Here is a 14,222-nt window from a genome sequence, read left to right on the forward strand (position 1 = left end):
TCAGCATGACACGCAAGTCAAAGGGGGAAATGATATGGCTCAAGATTTCACACGGGCGTACGCGGAAACACGCGACGTCAGCGACTCGCTCGCACCTTACCGGGGAGAATTTTATTTGCCGACAGACGGGATTTATATGGACGGGAACTCGCTCGGCCTGTTATCGAAACGGGCCGAGCAGACGCTCCTCGAATCGCTGAACGATTGGAAAGAGCTTGGAATCGATGGTTGGATGTCGGGACGCCATCCATGGTTCAATTTGTCAGAACAATTAGCCGCACTTAACGCGCCACTCATCGGGGCAAGAGCCGAGGAAGTGATGGTCACCGGGTCGACGACGGTCAACTTGCACCAACTCGTCGCCTCATTTTTTAAACCGGAAGGCAAGCGGACGAAGATTTTAGCCGACACACTCACCTTCCCATCTGATATTTACGCTTTGAAGAGTCAACTCGAGCTCCGCGGACTCGACCCGGCCGAACATTTGGTCCAAGTCTCGAGCCCGGACGGACGCTACTTGAAAGAAGAAGACATCATCGCAGCGATGACAGACGACATCGCCCTGATCGTCTTGCCGACCGTCCTCTATCGCAGCGGACAGATCCTCGATATGGCCCGTCTCGCCAAGGCGGCACACGAACGGGATATCTTGATCGGCTTTGACGCCTGCCATTCGGTCGGCGCCATCCCACACGCATTCCACGACTGGGGTGTCGACTTCGCCTACTGGTGCAACTATAAGCATTTGAATGGCGGACCTGGCAGCGTCGGCGGTCTATTCGTTCACGAGCGTCACTTTGGGACAACGCCTGGCCTTGCCGGTTGGTTCGGTTCACGCAAAGATAAACAGTTCGACATGGATCATACGATGACGCCGGCCGATGACGCCGGTGCGTTCCAAATCGGGACGCCGCACGTTTTGAGCCTGGCCCCGCAACTTGGTGCCCTCGAGATGTTCAACGAGATCGGGATGGACGCCGTCCGCGAGAAATCGCTCGCTTTGACGACGTATATGACCGCACTGATTGACGAAGTGCTCGCACCATATGACTTCGTCATCGGCAGCCCGCGCAACGAGACACAGCGTGGTGCCCATTTGAGTCTCGAACACCCGGAGGCGGCCCGCATCTGTAAAGCGCTCAAACAGCATCGCGTCATTCCGGACTTCCGGGCCCCAAACATCATCCGACTCGCACCGGTCGCGCTCTACAACACGTTCACCGATGTGTATGATGTCGTGATGACGTTACAGACGATTATGGAAAACAAAGAATACGAGGCGTTCGAGAACGTCCGCGAAGTCGTGGCCTAAGGAGAAACAATATGAGTGAACGGATTGAACACAAAGTCGAGCAATCGATTCAGACAGACTTTTCAAAAGACATGTCGTATGGGGATTATTTGCAGCTCGACCCGATTTTATCGAGTCAACACCGCTTATCAGACCATCATGACGAGATGCTGTTCATCATCATCCATCAGACGAGTGAGCTGTGGATGAAACTGATTTTGCACGAACTGACGGCGTCCGTGACCGCCATCGAGACGGGAGAGCTCGAGCGTTCGTTCAAGATGCTCGCCCGTGTCTCGAAGATTCAACAACAGCTCATCCAGTCGTGGAGCGTCCTCGCGACATTGACCCCGGCTGAGTATTTGGAGTTCCGCGACAAACTCGGTTCATCTTCTGGCTTCCAATCGTACCAGAACCGTCAAATCGAGTTCGCCCTCGGCTTTAAGAACGCGCGCACGCTCAGTGTGTACGCCCATGATGAGAAGCTATATCCGCTTCTCGAAACGTCGCTTCAGGCTCCGAGCATCTATGACATGACCGTCCGCGAAATGCACCGCCGTGGTCTTGCCATCGATGACGCCGTGCTCAACCGCGACGTCACGAAAGACTGGGAATGGAACGAGAGCGTCGAAGCGGCTTGGGCCGAGGTGTACCGAGATGTGGACACGTATTGGGACTTGTATGAGCTCGGTGAGAAATTGCTCGATATCGGCAGCCAACAGCAGACGTGGCGCTTCAACCATATGAGCACGGTCGAGCGGATTATCGGTCAAAAGATGGGAACTGGCGGCTCGTCAGGCGTCAACTATTTGCGCCGCGTCCTCGACCACCGTTTCTTCCCTGAACTTTGGACCGTCCGGACAAAACTGTGAGGAGGACGAACACGATGACATGGATTGATGTTTCGCAACCACTTGAAGATACGATCACGACATGGCCAGGCGACACGGCGTTCCGTTACGAGATCGCTTGGCCGATGGCCGACAGCGGTTCGGTCAACGTCGGGAAAGTGACGATGAGCCTGCATACCGGCACGCACATCGATGCCCCGTTCCATTTCGACGACGCCGGACCGCGCGTCATCGACCTTGATCCCGGTCTCTATATCGGCCCGGCCCGGGTCATCCATCTCCCCGGCCGCGAAAAAATCGAGGCGACGGACTTGGACGGTTTTGACTTGACCGGCGTCGAACGGTTGATTTTAAAGACGGACGGCTGGCCGAATAAACGAACGTTTCCGAGCCATATCCCTGAACTCACGTCTTCACTTGCCGACCGTCTCGGCGAACTTGGGATTTACTTGATCGGTCTCGATTTGCCGTCGGTCGACGCGATCGACAGTAAAGAGATGGCGGCGCATCATGCGCTCGCCCGGAACGGGGTCCACATTCTCGAAGGACTCGTCCTCGACCATATCGCCCCTGGTGATTACGAATTGAATGCCGTACCGCTCCCGATCGTCAAAGCCGACGGCAGTCCGGTGCGCGCGCTTCTACGTTCATTAGACTGAGCAAAAGCATCTACTCTTCATTGGGTAGATGTTTTATTTTTTCAAGCATATTGTAAATCAGGCATGAGTTTGGACTCACACGGGAACAGGAGATGTATGTGTCACGCTCGAAAGGAGTTAACTTATGAGTCTTATTTCCTTCGTCCTCCCGGCTTACAATGAAGAGGCGAACATTCCGCTCATCTTTCAGGCCATCCGTGAACAATTTGTCAATAGCACCTATCAATACGAGATTTTGTTTGTCGATGATGCCAGCACCGATCGCACGCTCGAGACGATCAAATGTTTAGCGGTTCGCCACCCTGAAGTCCGTTATATCTCATTCTCACGAAATTTTGGGAAAGAGGCGGCCATTTTAGCTGGTCTGCAACATGTGACCGGAGATGCGATGATTTTGATGGACACCGATTTGCAACATCCGACGGCGCTCATTCCAAAACTGATAGCCGGTTACGAAGAAGGATACGATCAAGTCATTGCCAAGCGGGATCGTACAGGCGAAAGCAGAATCCGAAAATTGGCGGCTCAGACGTATTACCAGTTGGTCAATAAAATCGTTGATGTCGAACTTGAAGACGGTGTCGGTGACTTCCGGTTACTGAGCCGGGATGCCATCGACGCGATTCTTCGAATGAACGAAAATCAGCGCTTCTCAAAAGGATTGTTCTCTTGGATCGGCATGGGTCAAAAGACCATCACTTATCAAAACGTTCTGCGTCAAAACGGTGAGACGAAATGGTCATTCACTCAACTGTTCAACTATGGAATCGACGGTTTAATTTCCTTTAACTCGAAGCCGCTCCGCTTCTGTTTTTACACAGGGGTGTCGATTTTGATGTTGTCGATGCTTTATATCTTGTTCACTTTGTTCGGCATTGTCCAAGATGGTGTGGAGACGCCGGGGTATTTCACACTAATTTCGGCGATTCTGTTGCTTGGCGGGATTCAACTCGTCAGTCTCGGGATTATCGGTGAATATGTCGGCCGAATCTACTTCGAGACAAAACAACGTCCCGCCTATTTGATTCAAGAGACTAATGTGCAAAGGAAGAGTGTGAATGAACAAAAGAAAGGCAGAGTTTATAAGATTCATCGTCATCGGGGGAATTAACACCCTTAATTATTATGCGATTTACATGGTCGTTCATCACTTATGGAAAGTCAGTTATGGGGTCTCTCATGTGGTGGCGTTCACGCTCAGCATGGTCGCCTCTTTCTTTTTGAACAGCTATTTCACGTTCCACGTCAAACCGACATGGCGCAAGTTTTTCCAGTTCCCGCTGACACAAGTCGTCAACTTCACGGTCACGACCATCTGTATTTACCTGCTTGTCGAACAGTTTGGCATGTCGACTTCGCTTGCTCCGCTGTTCGCCATCTTTATCGCCGTTCCGGCGACGTTTATCGTCACGAGTAAAATCTTGAAACAGGGACATTCCGCCGTATGAAAAAAGTCATGCTCATCGCCGCAGCTTTCCTCGTATCCATCATCGCCCATTCCTTTTTCATCTATTATCAGTCCCAAGGCGGTTACATCGCCGGACCGAACGACGGGCTCTCACAGATGGTGCCCTTCAAGCATTTTCTGTACGATACGGTCCATGACGGAAATCTTGTCTATGCGGAGGACTTCGGCTTAGGTGGCGGCACCATCACGCAACTTGCCTACTATTTTTCGACATCAATCGTCTTTTGGATCACGGTGGCCATCATCTCCTTGCTTGAGGTGACCGGACTCGTCACGTCGGACCTCGAGCTTTGGTTACAGCTCACCCTCGTCGTGAGTATTGTCCGTCTCGCCATCGTCCTCTTGTTTGCGACGTACGCGTATCGGCTGTTCCACGTCAAAACGTTTCATGCCTTCATCGGCGCAGTCCTATACGGCGCGTCCGTCATGTACATCCGTCACGTGACATTTTGGGAGTTTTTCGCCGACGCCTTCCTTTGGGTCCCGCTCCTTGTCATCGGACTCGAACGAATCATCCGGCTCGGCCGCGTTGACATTTTCATCGTTATCAGCGCACTCATGCTCGTGAACAACTTCTATTTTGCGTATATCAACTTGGTGTTCGTCTTTGTCTATGTCGTGTTCCGTCAGTTCATCCGCTTCCCAGAAGACCAGATCAGACGCCGGCAACAATGGCTACTTTATAGTGGGTCCGGGGTGCTCGCCCTGCTCCTCAGCGCGTTTGCTTTCGTCCCGGCAATATTCGGGTTTCTGCAAAATGAACGACCGTCTTTCGACCAAAAGATTGACTGGTTCGAGTTCGACAACGTGTTGTACGACAGCCGCCTGCTCATCCTTTCGGCTGGCTTTGTTTTGTTCGTGTTTTATCGCCCGCTCTATCGTCAGACAGCGTTTCGTCTGTTTGCGACGATGAGCCTTCTGTTCATCGTCTTTCATTTTAGTCCGCATGTTGGAAGCTTCTTTAACGGTTTCTCGGCTCCCCAATATCGCTGGGAATATCTCGCGAGCTTTACGATGGGGGGTGCGGTGGCCGTCGGTTTATCACATTGGCGCTTTGAAAGACAAGCTTTCCTCCATGCGACTGTCGGTACAATGATGCTCTATCTCCTTTTTGGTTTGTTCGGGAATGTAGTATGGTCCGTCGGTCTCGGCATCTTCGGAATGATGCTGATAACGGTCGTGTCGTTTTGGCGGAAACCGATGTTCGCACCGTACGTGATCACTGTCTCGTACTTGATTCTCTTTATCGGCTACACGAAATTCATGCTTCACGATCAAACAATCTTTAACACGAACGAATCGTTCGTGAACAGTTCCAATTATGACAGCGCCGAACACCGTGAACTTGTTGAACTCGTACAAAAAGAAGCTGCCCCGCTCGAACGGCTCGATTGGATGGTCCCTTTGCGCAACAATACACCAATCGTCCAATCGTTCCTCGGAACAAGCCTGTACTCAAGCATATTGAACGGGCATCTGCTGACACTTTATTGGAGCGACCTTGAAATCGATATGGGACGGGAGAGCGTAAGTCGATACGGGACGCTCGGCAATCGTGCCAACCTGCATCACGTATTATCAAGTCCATACTGGATGCGCAATAAAAACGCTTCGAGCGAAGCGCCTTACGGTTTTACCTTGCTCGCCGAGAGTGACCGGTATGCTGTCTATGAAAGCGAGACACGTCTCCCGTTCGTCCGGACGACGACGTCTACCTATCGCCAAGCTGATCTTGACGACGCCTCGATATTGACCCGTGAGCAGGCGATGCTCTCGGGTGTCATCTTAGAAGCTGGAAGTGAAACGCCGATTCCGGCTCAGACCGTCGACTTTACGACAGAAGAGGTCGAGGCCGTGTTAGATGGTGATACGCTTCATGTGACCTCTGATGAAGGTGGCATCGACTTGATTCCTGACGTCCCGCCGACGGCAACGGGAGACTTGTACGTCTCATTCGATATCCGAAAACTCGAAGGCGACGGGTTTTTCATCAAACTAGGTGGGTACCGAACGACACGAAAACCTGAGGCGTCCATTTACCGGACCGGTCTCACCTCAATGACACTCCGTACCCCATTGTCTGAGCGCGTGCCATTCCGTTTACCCGAAGGAACATATGCCCTTGAAGACATGACCATCGAATGGGAAGATTATTCGACGCTTGACTCGGTAGTCAAGGAAACGCAAGAGCGTCCAGACATCCCCGTCACCTGGGATGGCCCTAATCTAGACTTCACTGTCGAGGAAGCCACACAAGGAACGTACGCCGTTCTCCCGGTCCCATTTGAACGCGGTTGGAGCGCTTCCATCAACGGAGAGAAGCGCGACGTCTTACAGGCCAATTATGCGTTCAGTGCAATCCAGCTCGATCAAGGACGAAACGAGGTCGAGCTGACGTATCGTCCGCCCTTCTTTGGCATGACGACGGCAATGACACTGCTTGGTCTTATCTTGTTCGTCAGCTATTTTGCTTATGTACGTCGCAAAGAGCCTCCGCTCACATGAACGGAGGCTCTAATTTCTCTAAGTCACGCTAGCTTTTTATCATCCATCAAGAGTCAACTTTTCAATGTATTCTTTTTTCGTCACGACGTAGACGAGACTTTGGACGGTACGTCCGTCCAAGCGCGTCAACTGTTGAGACGTCGTGAACGCGTACGTGAACCCGGTCTTCTCGACGACGCGGCGCGACTGGTCGTTGAAGTCGAAATGGCCGCACCAGATGCGTTCGAGTCCGAGGTTATCAAATCCGTAGCGCAACACTTCGCGGACGGCTTCTGGGATATACTCTTTCCCCCAATGGTCCGGGCTGAGGACATAGCCGATCTCACGTTGCCGGTCATGCTGAATCTCAGGGTCCGGCCGACGGTCGTGCAACCCGAGGCTTCCGATGACCTCACCTGTCTCTTTCAACGTGATGGCCCAGACGTCTTCGTCTTGTTGGAACAACCGGATGACGTCGCGGGTCTCGTCGACCGACTGGTGCGGTGCCCAGCCCGCTTTCGGTCCGACCCGCTCGTCTTTTGCATAGTGAAACATCTGTTCAGCGTCCTCGAGCTGAAAGGCGCGTAGCCGGAGTCGGTCTGTATCCAATTGAATCATCTTGTTCTTCCTTTCTGTCGTTTCCCTCGGATTCATTCCGGGAATGAGTCCATGAGGAGGGATGACGATGCCATTTGATTATGATTTAGATTTTGAAACGATTGATTTCCGCGAGCAACCCGAACTGTATCGAGTCGGCCGCGGCGAGCAAGGTGTCCTGCTCGTCGAACCGTATAAAAGTGAGATTCTTCCGCACTGGCGTTTCAAGACACCGGACATCGCCCGCAAGTCCGCCGATGAGATTATGGAACTGTTTGAGGCGTATCGGACCGCCGATGATTTCGTCGGAATGGATATGGCCCGTAAATTCATCCAGATGGGCTATACCCGGGCGAGACGTTACGCCAACTACAAAGGCGGACGGAAATATAAAGAAGATGGTGACATCCACGATCGTCAAATCGACGAGGAGAAGGCGGAATCGGCCCGCATCTTCAAAGAACGGTGGGACCAGATTCGGGCAGATGAAGACTATTTGAAACGAAAGAAAGCCCATCAGAAGCAGTACGGCTAATCATTGGCTCATGACGAGAAAGCGAGTCTCACCTTTTTCAAACGACGCGACGTGTTGAAACCCGAGCTGCTCATAGAGATGGATGGCCCGCCGATTGAACGCGGCCACCGTCAACCGAAGCGGTTTGCCTTCGCGCGCCGCTTCTTGCATCACCAATCGGACGAACGGACGCCCGTGTCCCCGTCCCGTTCGGTCTGGGTGCAACCCAAGACCAATGTCGGTATGGGTGTCCTCATAGACGTATGTATCGTTCGGCACCTGTGCATACGTGCCGAGGCAATAGAAACCAATCAACGCCCCGTCATGGACGGCTTGATACGCCATCAGTTCATCGAGTCCTTCCGCTGAAACTTCTTGGTTATAGAAATCATACGGTGCCTCGTACGTCCACGCTTGAATCGCGTGGGCGTCTTGCTGTGTCATCGGACGAATTTCCATGACAACCTCCTTTCTCACATCTCTCTTTGTTCGTGCTTGCTAACAGACATTCCTGTCTGCATCAAAAAAGGATGGGGCGCCCCATCCTCACTTTCTCGTCCATGTCGCCGTGATATCGACGTCGGCCGCATGCATCAAGTTATGGATCGGACAACGTGCCTCGACGCCTTTCTGGAGTGCTGCAATCCGTTCATCCGACTCGGTCGTATCAAGGACGATATTCACGTGTACTTTCTCGAAGTATGTCCGCACGCCCTCGACCCCTTGGAACCCACGCGGGTCGAGCGTCCCTTCGGTCACGAATGTCACCCCATCATAGTTGAAGTCTTGGTCTTGCGCCACGTAAGCGATCATGATCGTCGTGCACGACGACAACGCCCCGAGCAAATACTCGAGCGGGTTCGGACCGGCGTCCGTCCCGCCAAGACGTTCCGGTTCATCGACGACGAACGGTTTATGGTCATGCACATAAACCGTCGTCTTCACACTTGTCGCTTCCCCTTCGGCGCGCATCGTCACTAACGGTTTTTCAGTCATATTGTCTCCTCCTCTATCAGATGGCCATCTTTCTTCTCGTTCCCGTTATGTGGGTCCGTGTAACACCTCGTCATATATCGCATAATCGTTTTTTCCCTGTTGTTTGATTTGATACATCGCCTGATCGGCTTTATGAATGAGCGTGTCTAAATCTGAGCCTTGATCCGGTGAGACGCTGACGCCGATGCTCGCACGAATCGGGATGGTTTCGTGACCTAATTTGAACGGTCGTTCCGCTAACGTGTTCCGCAGCCGCTTCACGAACGTGACGATGTCCTCTTCCCCCATGTCCGTCAAATACATATAGAATTCGTCTCCGCCGACACGCGAGGCCAGTCCCGCTTCCAGCGTAGCCATCTCAAGCAACTCACCGAGATGAATGAGGAAATCATCGCCGACTTGGTGGCCGTATGTGTCGTTGATCCCTTTAAAGCCATCCAAATCGACAACGATAATGGCGACCGAATCTGCATTTAGCAGTGCCTGGTCGGCCTGCTCATAAAACGCCCGACGGTTCGCAAGTTTCGTGAGCGGGTCATGATAGGCAAAGAAACGAATCGACTGTTCGGCTTCTTTGAACGAATGGACGTCCCGAATCAAAATCATGCCGTGTATTTTTTGATCGATATAGACGAAGTCCCCATCGATGACGACATAACGTTCTTGCCCGACTTCGTCTGAATCTTTGTCTCAAACTCGAGAAACTTCTTTTGCGCATGGAAATGTTGACTGTAGTGTTCACACCACTCTTGCCGTTTTTTCTCGGGCAACAAATCGACGAAACGTTCATTGACGACACGGACCGTATGAAACAATGTTCGCGCAGCCGGGTTCGCACTCTCGATACAACCGGTGTCATCGAGGAGCAAAATCGCCGACGGGTTCAAGTTGTAGAGCGTGCCATAACGCTTGGCGTAAGACGCAAGAAAATCGAGCCGATTCATCGCGACGACGAGAGCGACCGCCCAGACGAGCCCCCCGTACATATACGCATACGGCGGCATGATTCCGCGGAGCTGGATATAACCGAAGATGATGTCCCAGATGAGAACGGCGACGGCCGTCCAAATGAGCATGCGCAAGACGCGCTCATGTTCGGAGCGCTCGGACCGCTTAAGGGCGTACATCAATAATAGAATCACAAGAAAATGAAACAGGTTACCGACGGTCATCGTCGTCAAATAGGACGTGTTGAACTCAGGGTAAATCCAAACGCCGACTTGGTCGAAGCGTTGGCTGTTCAAGATGTTCTCTTGACGGATGAACGTCAACGCGACCGGCACGAGCGGTAAATAAATCGCATACGGATACATCCATTTTGGCAGTTTCGTCCCCGACTCCCGTCACTTTAACGATGAAGTGGACGGAACAGACAAAAATCAAAATGCCGGCGTTGCCGAACCAATACGTGACAAAAGCGGGACTGGCCTCGATGGGGGACAAATGCCGCCCGAACTCAGCCAAGAACAACATCGCATAGCCAAATACGAACAGGCTGAGCAGCCGATGCTCGACTTGGCGCGGATTACGGAGCAACACATCAAGGGCAAGGTGGCTCAATAAGAAAGCCGGTAGTAAATAAACGGCCATATAGAGAAATAGTGTGGTCACGGATAGACCCCTTTCTTCAAACAAATCCAGGTGTTACTTTCTCTATCGGTCAAAGCGAATCCTTTCTCGAGTGTGCGGACACATCCACAGAAAAAACGAGCGGAACCAAGTCCGCTCGCTGTCGTCATCTCGTTTATAATGTGTCTTCGATTGACGTGTCGCCTTTGACGAGGTCAATCGCTTTATTTTTCGCGTTATCGTGCCCAATTACGTGAGCGAGGAACGCTGCGACGTCCGCACGTGGGACTTCGCCCGTGTCGATATCCCCAATCTTCACGTTGCCGGTACCGGCGTCATCTGTGAGAGCGCCTGGGCGAACAATCGTGTACGTCAATCCGCTCGATTCAAGCAAGCGATCCGCGTGATGCTTCGCGACATAATATGGTTTCATCTCTTCCGGCCATGCCGAACGATCTTCCGATTTCAAAGCGCTAACCATGACGAACTGTTTCACATTCCCGTTCGCCTGAGCCGCCTCAATACTTTTCGCCGCGCCGTCAAGGTCGATTAACAGTGTTTTATCGGCTCCGGTGCTGCCGCCCGAACCGGCCGCGAAGACGACCACGTCCATGCCGGACATCGCCTGTTCAAGTGACGACACGTCACCTTCGAGGTCACCTAAAACGGCTTGATAGCCTTTCGATGTGAAGTCGTCGAGTTGCTCTTGTTTCCGGACCATCGCCGTGACTCGGTGTTTCCCTTCCTCGTGCAATCGTTCCACGAGCTGTTTTCCAATCTGTCCATTCGCGCCTATTACAAATACGTTCATCTGTCTTCCTCCTCGATTTGAATTCAGAGACAAGCGAAACGCCGTGTGGCTATGGCCACATTCGGTGCAGAAGCGATGGCCGAGATGACGGCGACGCCGTCCGCCCCGTCGTTCAGAATCATCGGGACGTGTTCCGGTAAAATGCCACCAATCCCCACGATTGGCAGCTCTCGATACATGGCTCGAACTTGACGGATAAGCACCGTCCCGTTGACGGCCCCGGCGTCTTCTTTCGAAGTCGTCGGGTAAATGGGGCCAATGCCCACATAATCCGCATGCTCGATAGCTGCTGTCGCTTCTTCGAGCGTGTGGACCGAGACACCGAGCCATTTGTCTGGACCAATCCGCGCTCGAACGATTGCGGCCTCGGCATCGTCTTGTCCGATATGCACGCCGTCCGCATCGATGCGTTCTGCTAGTGCGACGTCGTCATTGATGATGAACGGGACGTCATACGAGCGGCAAAGTGTTTGCAACGCTCTCGCCATCGCTTCTTTTTTATCCCCATACAGTGCCTCTTTACCTTTTTCACGAAATTGGAAACATGTCACGCCACATTGGAGCGCTGTTTCAACCGTCTGGAGCATGTCATCCGTGTTCGCTGTCCCACAAATAAAGTAGAGCCGCAACTGATCAGCGATGGTTCGTTGTGATGGATTCAATCGTCACGCCCTCCTCTCCATACGCCGCATGTGCCCAATGGTTCGTCGGCCCATGTCCGGCACCAATATCGAGTCCATACGTGATGGCACTTTGAATGAATCGCTTGGCGGTCACCGTCGCCTCCAGGATGGAATGCCCTTTGGCAAGTTCCGCCGTGAGTGCCGCTGAAAACGTGCAACCGGTGCCGTGCGTGTCACTCGTCTGGATGCGCGGAGCCGACAAGATAAACGTCTCGGACGCCGTCATGATCAAGTCGTCCGCAGATTCGCCTTCGAGATGGCCGCCCTTTAAGACGACCGCGCGCACACCATATGCTAGCATCCGCCATGCCGCTTCGATGCGGTCCTCAAACGTCCGAATCGTCATTCCCGTCAGCACTTCCGCTTCCGGCACGTTCGGTGTGACGACGGTCGCGAGCGGCAACAAGGATGTCTTGAGCGCATCGACCGCCGTGTCCTGTAAAAGCGAGGCCCCGCCTTTCGCAATCATGACCGGGTCGACGACGAGTTGGCCTAACGCGTGACGCCGCACCCCGGCAGCGACCACCTCGATGCGCTCTGCATCGAATAACATCCCGGTCTTGCACGCCGCAATCAAAAAGTCGGCGCCAATCGCATCAAGTTGTTGCGTCACGAGTTCCGGTGACACGGCCTCGACCCCATGCACCCCACGCGTGTTTTGGGCTGTAACGGCCGTCACAACGCTCGTGCCGAACACACCGAGTTCTTGAAACGTCTTCAAATCAGCTTGAATGCCTGCACCACCGCCCGAATCCGAACCAGCGATCGTCAATACTTGCGGCCGCATCATGACACCACCTCGATGCGATCACTCGGCAACTCGACAGCCGTCATCTTGCCAAGCTCATTCAAGAAATGGACCGGGAAATCGCCCGGCCCGTCTGCCAAAACAGTGGCGAGTTCCCCGCACCGGGCATACCCGGCGAGCGCTGTCGCCGTGGCCGCGACAACGTCACCCTCGACTGCGAGAAACGCACCGACGACCGCACTGAGTAAACAGCCGGTCCCCGTCGTCCGGGCCATCACTGCAGTGCCGCCTTTGATTTCAATCGTAACGTCCCCGTCGCTGACGACGTCCGTCTCGCCGGTCACGGCAACGACACAGTTATAACGCTGGGCCGCCGCACGAGCGATTTGATTCAAATCATCTCGCGCTTCCCCTGCGTCCACACCGCGCGCTGTCGCGTCGAGATCGATTAACGTCGCGATTTCTCCGGCATTGCCACGGATGACCGTCACGCCGACGTGTTGTAGAATCGCCTCGGCGACGTCGCGTCGAAACGAGGTCGCTCCGACCCCGACCGGATCGAAGACAATCGGACGACCCGCTTGATTCGCTGCCTGTCCAGCTCGAATCATCGTCCGTTCCGTCATCGCATCGAGCGTACCGATATTGAGCACGAGCGCATCGCTCACAGACGCCATCTCGGCCACTTCTTCGACAGCTGACGCCATCACCGGGGCCGCCCCGATGGCGAGCAATCCGTTCGCCGAAAAGTTGGCGACGACGATATTCGTGATGTTGTGGATGAGTGGCCGTTCGGCTCTGACTTTGTCCCATAGATCGCGTTTCATCGTCTCACCCCCGATGGTAACGTCCACGACTCGAGCGTCCACGCCATCTCCCAAAACGCATGTTCATAATAACAACTCTTCAAGAACAGCTGTTGATACCGGACCCGTTCTTCCGCTGTCGCTTGTCCGGCGAGCACGTCGAGCCGTTCAATCTGTTCTTCGACGAGGTCGCGGAACCATTCCGACCCGTACGTCGCAATCCACGTCGCATAAATCGGATGATCGGGTGTCGCGTCTTTCAATCGCTCTCCGATTTCATAATAGACCCAGTAGCACGGTAAGATCGCGGCGAGCACGTCACCGAGCGTCGGACCTGCCTGTTGCATATGGAGCGCATAAGCATAAGCGGTCGGGGCCGGCTCAAACGTCGCCCACTCCGCCTCTGTCACGTCGAGCAACGTGAAGAACTCACGGTGCAACGCATGCTCCGCTTCAATCGTATGAAGCGCGTGCGTCAAAAAACGGCTCGCTACTTCCATGTTCGGGGCGAGGGTCGCGCCTTTCGCCTGCACTTTGGAGAACTGGTTCAAATAATATGAGTCTTGCATGACGTAATGCCGAAATTTCGCCTCGTCGAGTTCACCCGTTCCGAGCTCGCGGACGAACGGATGGTCAAAGCTGGCTTGAAACAAGGCATCGGCCTTTTGTCGAAGATGTGCGGTGAATGTCATTCATGTCTCCTCCTTTGTTATAAAAAAAGACGCCGCCTCCCATAACGGAAGCG

18 protein-coding genes are annotated in these 14,222 nt (G+C 53.5%); 7 read left to right on the plus strand and 11 right to left on the minus strand.

Annotated features, from left to right (window positions below; all coding sequences use genetic code 11):
- Window positions 1-34 precede the first annotated feature (34 nt).
- From kynU to DPV68_RS02810, 6 genes are all read left to right on the plus strand, one after another.
- Window positions 35-1,312 (plus strand): kynureninase, encoded by a 1,278-nt coding sequence (kynU, locus tag DPV68_RS02785; protein ID WP_114165311.1) that lies wholly within the window; start codon window positions 35-37, stop codon window positions 1,310-1,312.
- An 11-nt stretch (window positions 1,313-1,323) separates the two neighbouring features.
- Window positions 1,324-2,163 (plus strand): tryptophan 2,3-dioxygenase, encoded by an 840-nt coding sequence (kynA, locus tag DPV68_RS02790; RefSeq protein WP_114165312.1) that lies wholly within the window; start codon window positions 1,324-1,326, stop codon window positions 2,161-2,163.
- A 14-nt stretch (window positions 2,164-2,177) separates the two neighbouring features.
- A complete protein-coding gene (gene kynB, locus DPV68_RS02795) occupies window positions 2,178-2,801 on the plus strand; it encodes an arylformamidase (RefSeq protein WP_114165313.1) in 624 nt (207 codons plus the stop codon).
- Window positions 2,802-2,925: 124 nt separating this feature from the next.
- Window positions 2,926-3,912, plus strand: a complete 987-nt coding sequence (locus DPV68_RS02800; protein WP_114165314.1) for a glycosyltransferase family 2 protein — start codon at window positions 2,926-2,928, stop codon at window positions 3,910-3,912.
- Between the two features lie 25 nt (window positions 3,913-3,937).
- Entirely contained in the window at window positions 3,938-4,249 is a 312-nt protein-coding gene (locus DPV68_RS02805) for a GtrA family protein (protein WP_232819463.1), read from the plus strand.
- Window positions 4,250-4,257: 8 nt separating this feature from the next.
- Complete coding sequence (locus tag DPV68_RS02810; RefSeq protein WP_198662225.1) at window positions 4,258-6,774, plus strand: YfhO family protein; 2,517 nt, start codon at window positions 4,258-4,260, stop codon at window positions 6,772-6,774.
- 39 nt (window positions 6,775-6,813) lie between these two features.
- Here DPV68_RS02810 and DPV68_RS02815 read toward each other — a convergent pair whose 3' ends face one another.
- Entirely contained in the window at window positions 6,814-7,371 is a 558-nt protein-coding gene (locus tag DPV68_RS02815; RefSeq protein WP_114165317.1) for a GNAT family N-acetyltransferase, read from the minus strand.
- Window positions 7,372-7,438: 67 nt separating this feature from the next.
- Between DPV68_RS02815 and DPV68_RS02820 the strand changes: the two genes are divergently transcribed.
- Window positions 7,439-7,885, plus strand: a complete 447-nt coding sequence (locus tag DPV68_RS02820) for a DUF4385 domain-containing protein (protein WP_114165318.1) — start codon at window positions 7,439-7,441, stop codon at window positions 7,883-7,885.
- Here the strand turns inward: DPV68_RS02820 and DPV68_RS02825 are convergent, their stop codons facing one another.
- The 10 genes from DPV68_RS02825 to tenA all read right to left on the minus strand — a co-directional run bounded on the left by DPV68_RS02825 (window position 7,886) and on the right by tenA (window position 14,169).
- Window positions 7,886-8,323, minus strand: a complete 438-nt coding sequence (locus DPV68_RS02825) for a GNAT family N-acetyltransferase (protein ID WP_114165319.1) — start codon at window positions 8,321-8,323, stop codon at window positions 7,886-7,888. It lies immediately after the preceding gene.
- 87 nt (window positions 8,324-8,410) lie between these two features.
- Entirely contained in the window at window positions 8,411-8,860 is a 450-nt protein-coding gene (locus DPV68_RS02830; protein ID WP_114165320.1) for an OsmC family protein, read from the minus strand.
- Between the two features lie 45 nt (window positions 8,861-8,905).
- Complete coding sequence (locus DPV68_RS15015; RefSeq protein ID WP_232819464.1) at window positions 8,906-9,466, minus strand: GGDEF domain-containing protein; 561 nt, start codon at window positions 9,464-9,466, stop codon at window positions 8,906-8,908.
- On the minus strand, window positions 9,463-10,173 hold the full coding sequence (locus DPV68_RS15020) for a PAS domain-containing protein (protein WP_232819465.1): 711 nt from the start codon (window positions 10,171-10,173) through the stop codon (window positions 9,463-9,465). Before DPV68_RS15020 ends, DPV68_RS15015 begins: the two co-directional genes overlap by 4 nt.
- On the minus strand, window positions 10,058-10,471 hold the full coding sequence (locus DPV68_RS15025; protein ID WP_232819466.1) for a hypothetical protein: 414 nt from the start codon (window positions 10,469-10,471) through the stop codon (window positions 10,058-10,060). The genes DPV68_RS15020 and DPV68_RS15025 overlap by 116 nt, the downstream gene beginning before the upstream one ends.
- A gap of 133 nt (window positions 10,472-10,604) precedes the next feature.
- Entirely contained in the window at window positions 10,605-11,240 is a 636-nt protein-coding gene (locus DPV68_RS02840; protein WP_114165321.1) for an SDR family oxidoreductase, read from the minus strand.
- Window positions 11,241-11,263: 23 nt separating this feature from the next.
- On the minus strand, window positions 11,264-11,902 hold the full coding sequence (gene thiE / locus DPV68_RS02845) for a thiamine phosphate synthase (RefSeq protein ID WP_114165322.1): 639 nt from the start codon (window positions 11,900-11,902) through the stop codon (window positions 11,264-11,266).
- Window positions 11,874-12,710: a bifunctional hydroxymethylpyrimidine kinase/phosphomethylpyrimidine kinase gene (gene thiD / locus DPV68_RS02850; RefSeq protein ID WP_114165323.1), complete on the minus strand. Its 837-nt coding sequence runs from the start codon at window positions 12,708-12,710 to the stop codon at window positions 11,874-11,876. The genes thiE and thiD overlap by 29 nt, the downstream gene beginning before the upstream one ends.
- Window positions 12,710-13,498, minus strand: a complete 789-nt coding sequence (thiM, locus tag DPV68_RS02855; RefSeq protein ID WP_114165324.1) for a hydroxyethylthiazole kinase — start codon at window positions 13,496-13,498, stop codon at window positions 12,710-12,712. The genes thiD and thiM overlap by 1 nt, the downstream gene beginning before the upstream one ends.
- The gene (gene tenA / locus DPV68_RS02860; protein WP_114165325.1) at window positions 13,495-14,169 is read right to left on the minus strand and encodes a thiaminase II; all 675 of its coding nucleotides are present in this window, start codon (window positions 14,167-14,169) and stop codon (window positions 13,495-13,497) included. Before tenA ends, thiM begins: the two co-directional genes overlap by 4 nt.
- Window positions 14,170-14,222 lie beyond the last annotated feature (53 nt).

The organism is Exiguobacterium sp. TNDT2 (genome assembly GCF_003331145.1).
Lineage (GTDB): Bacteria > Bacillota > Bacilli > Exiguobacteriales > Exiguobacteriaceae > Exiguobacterium.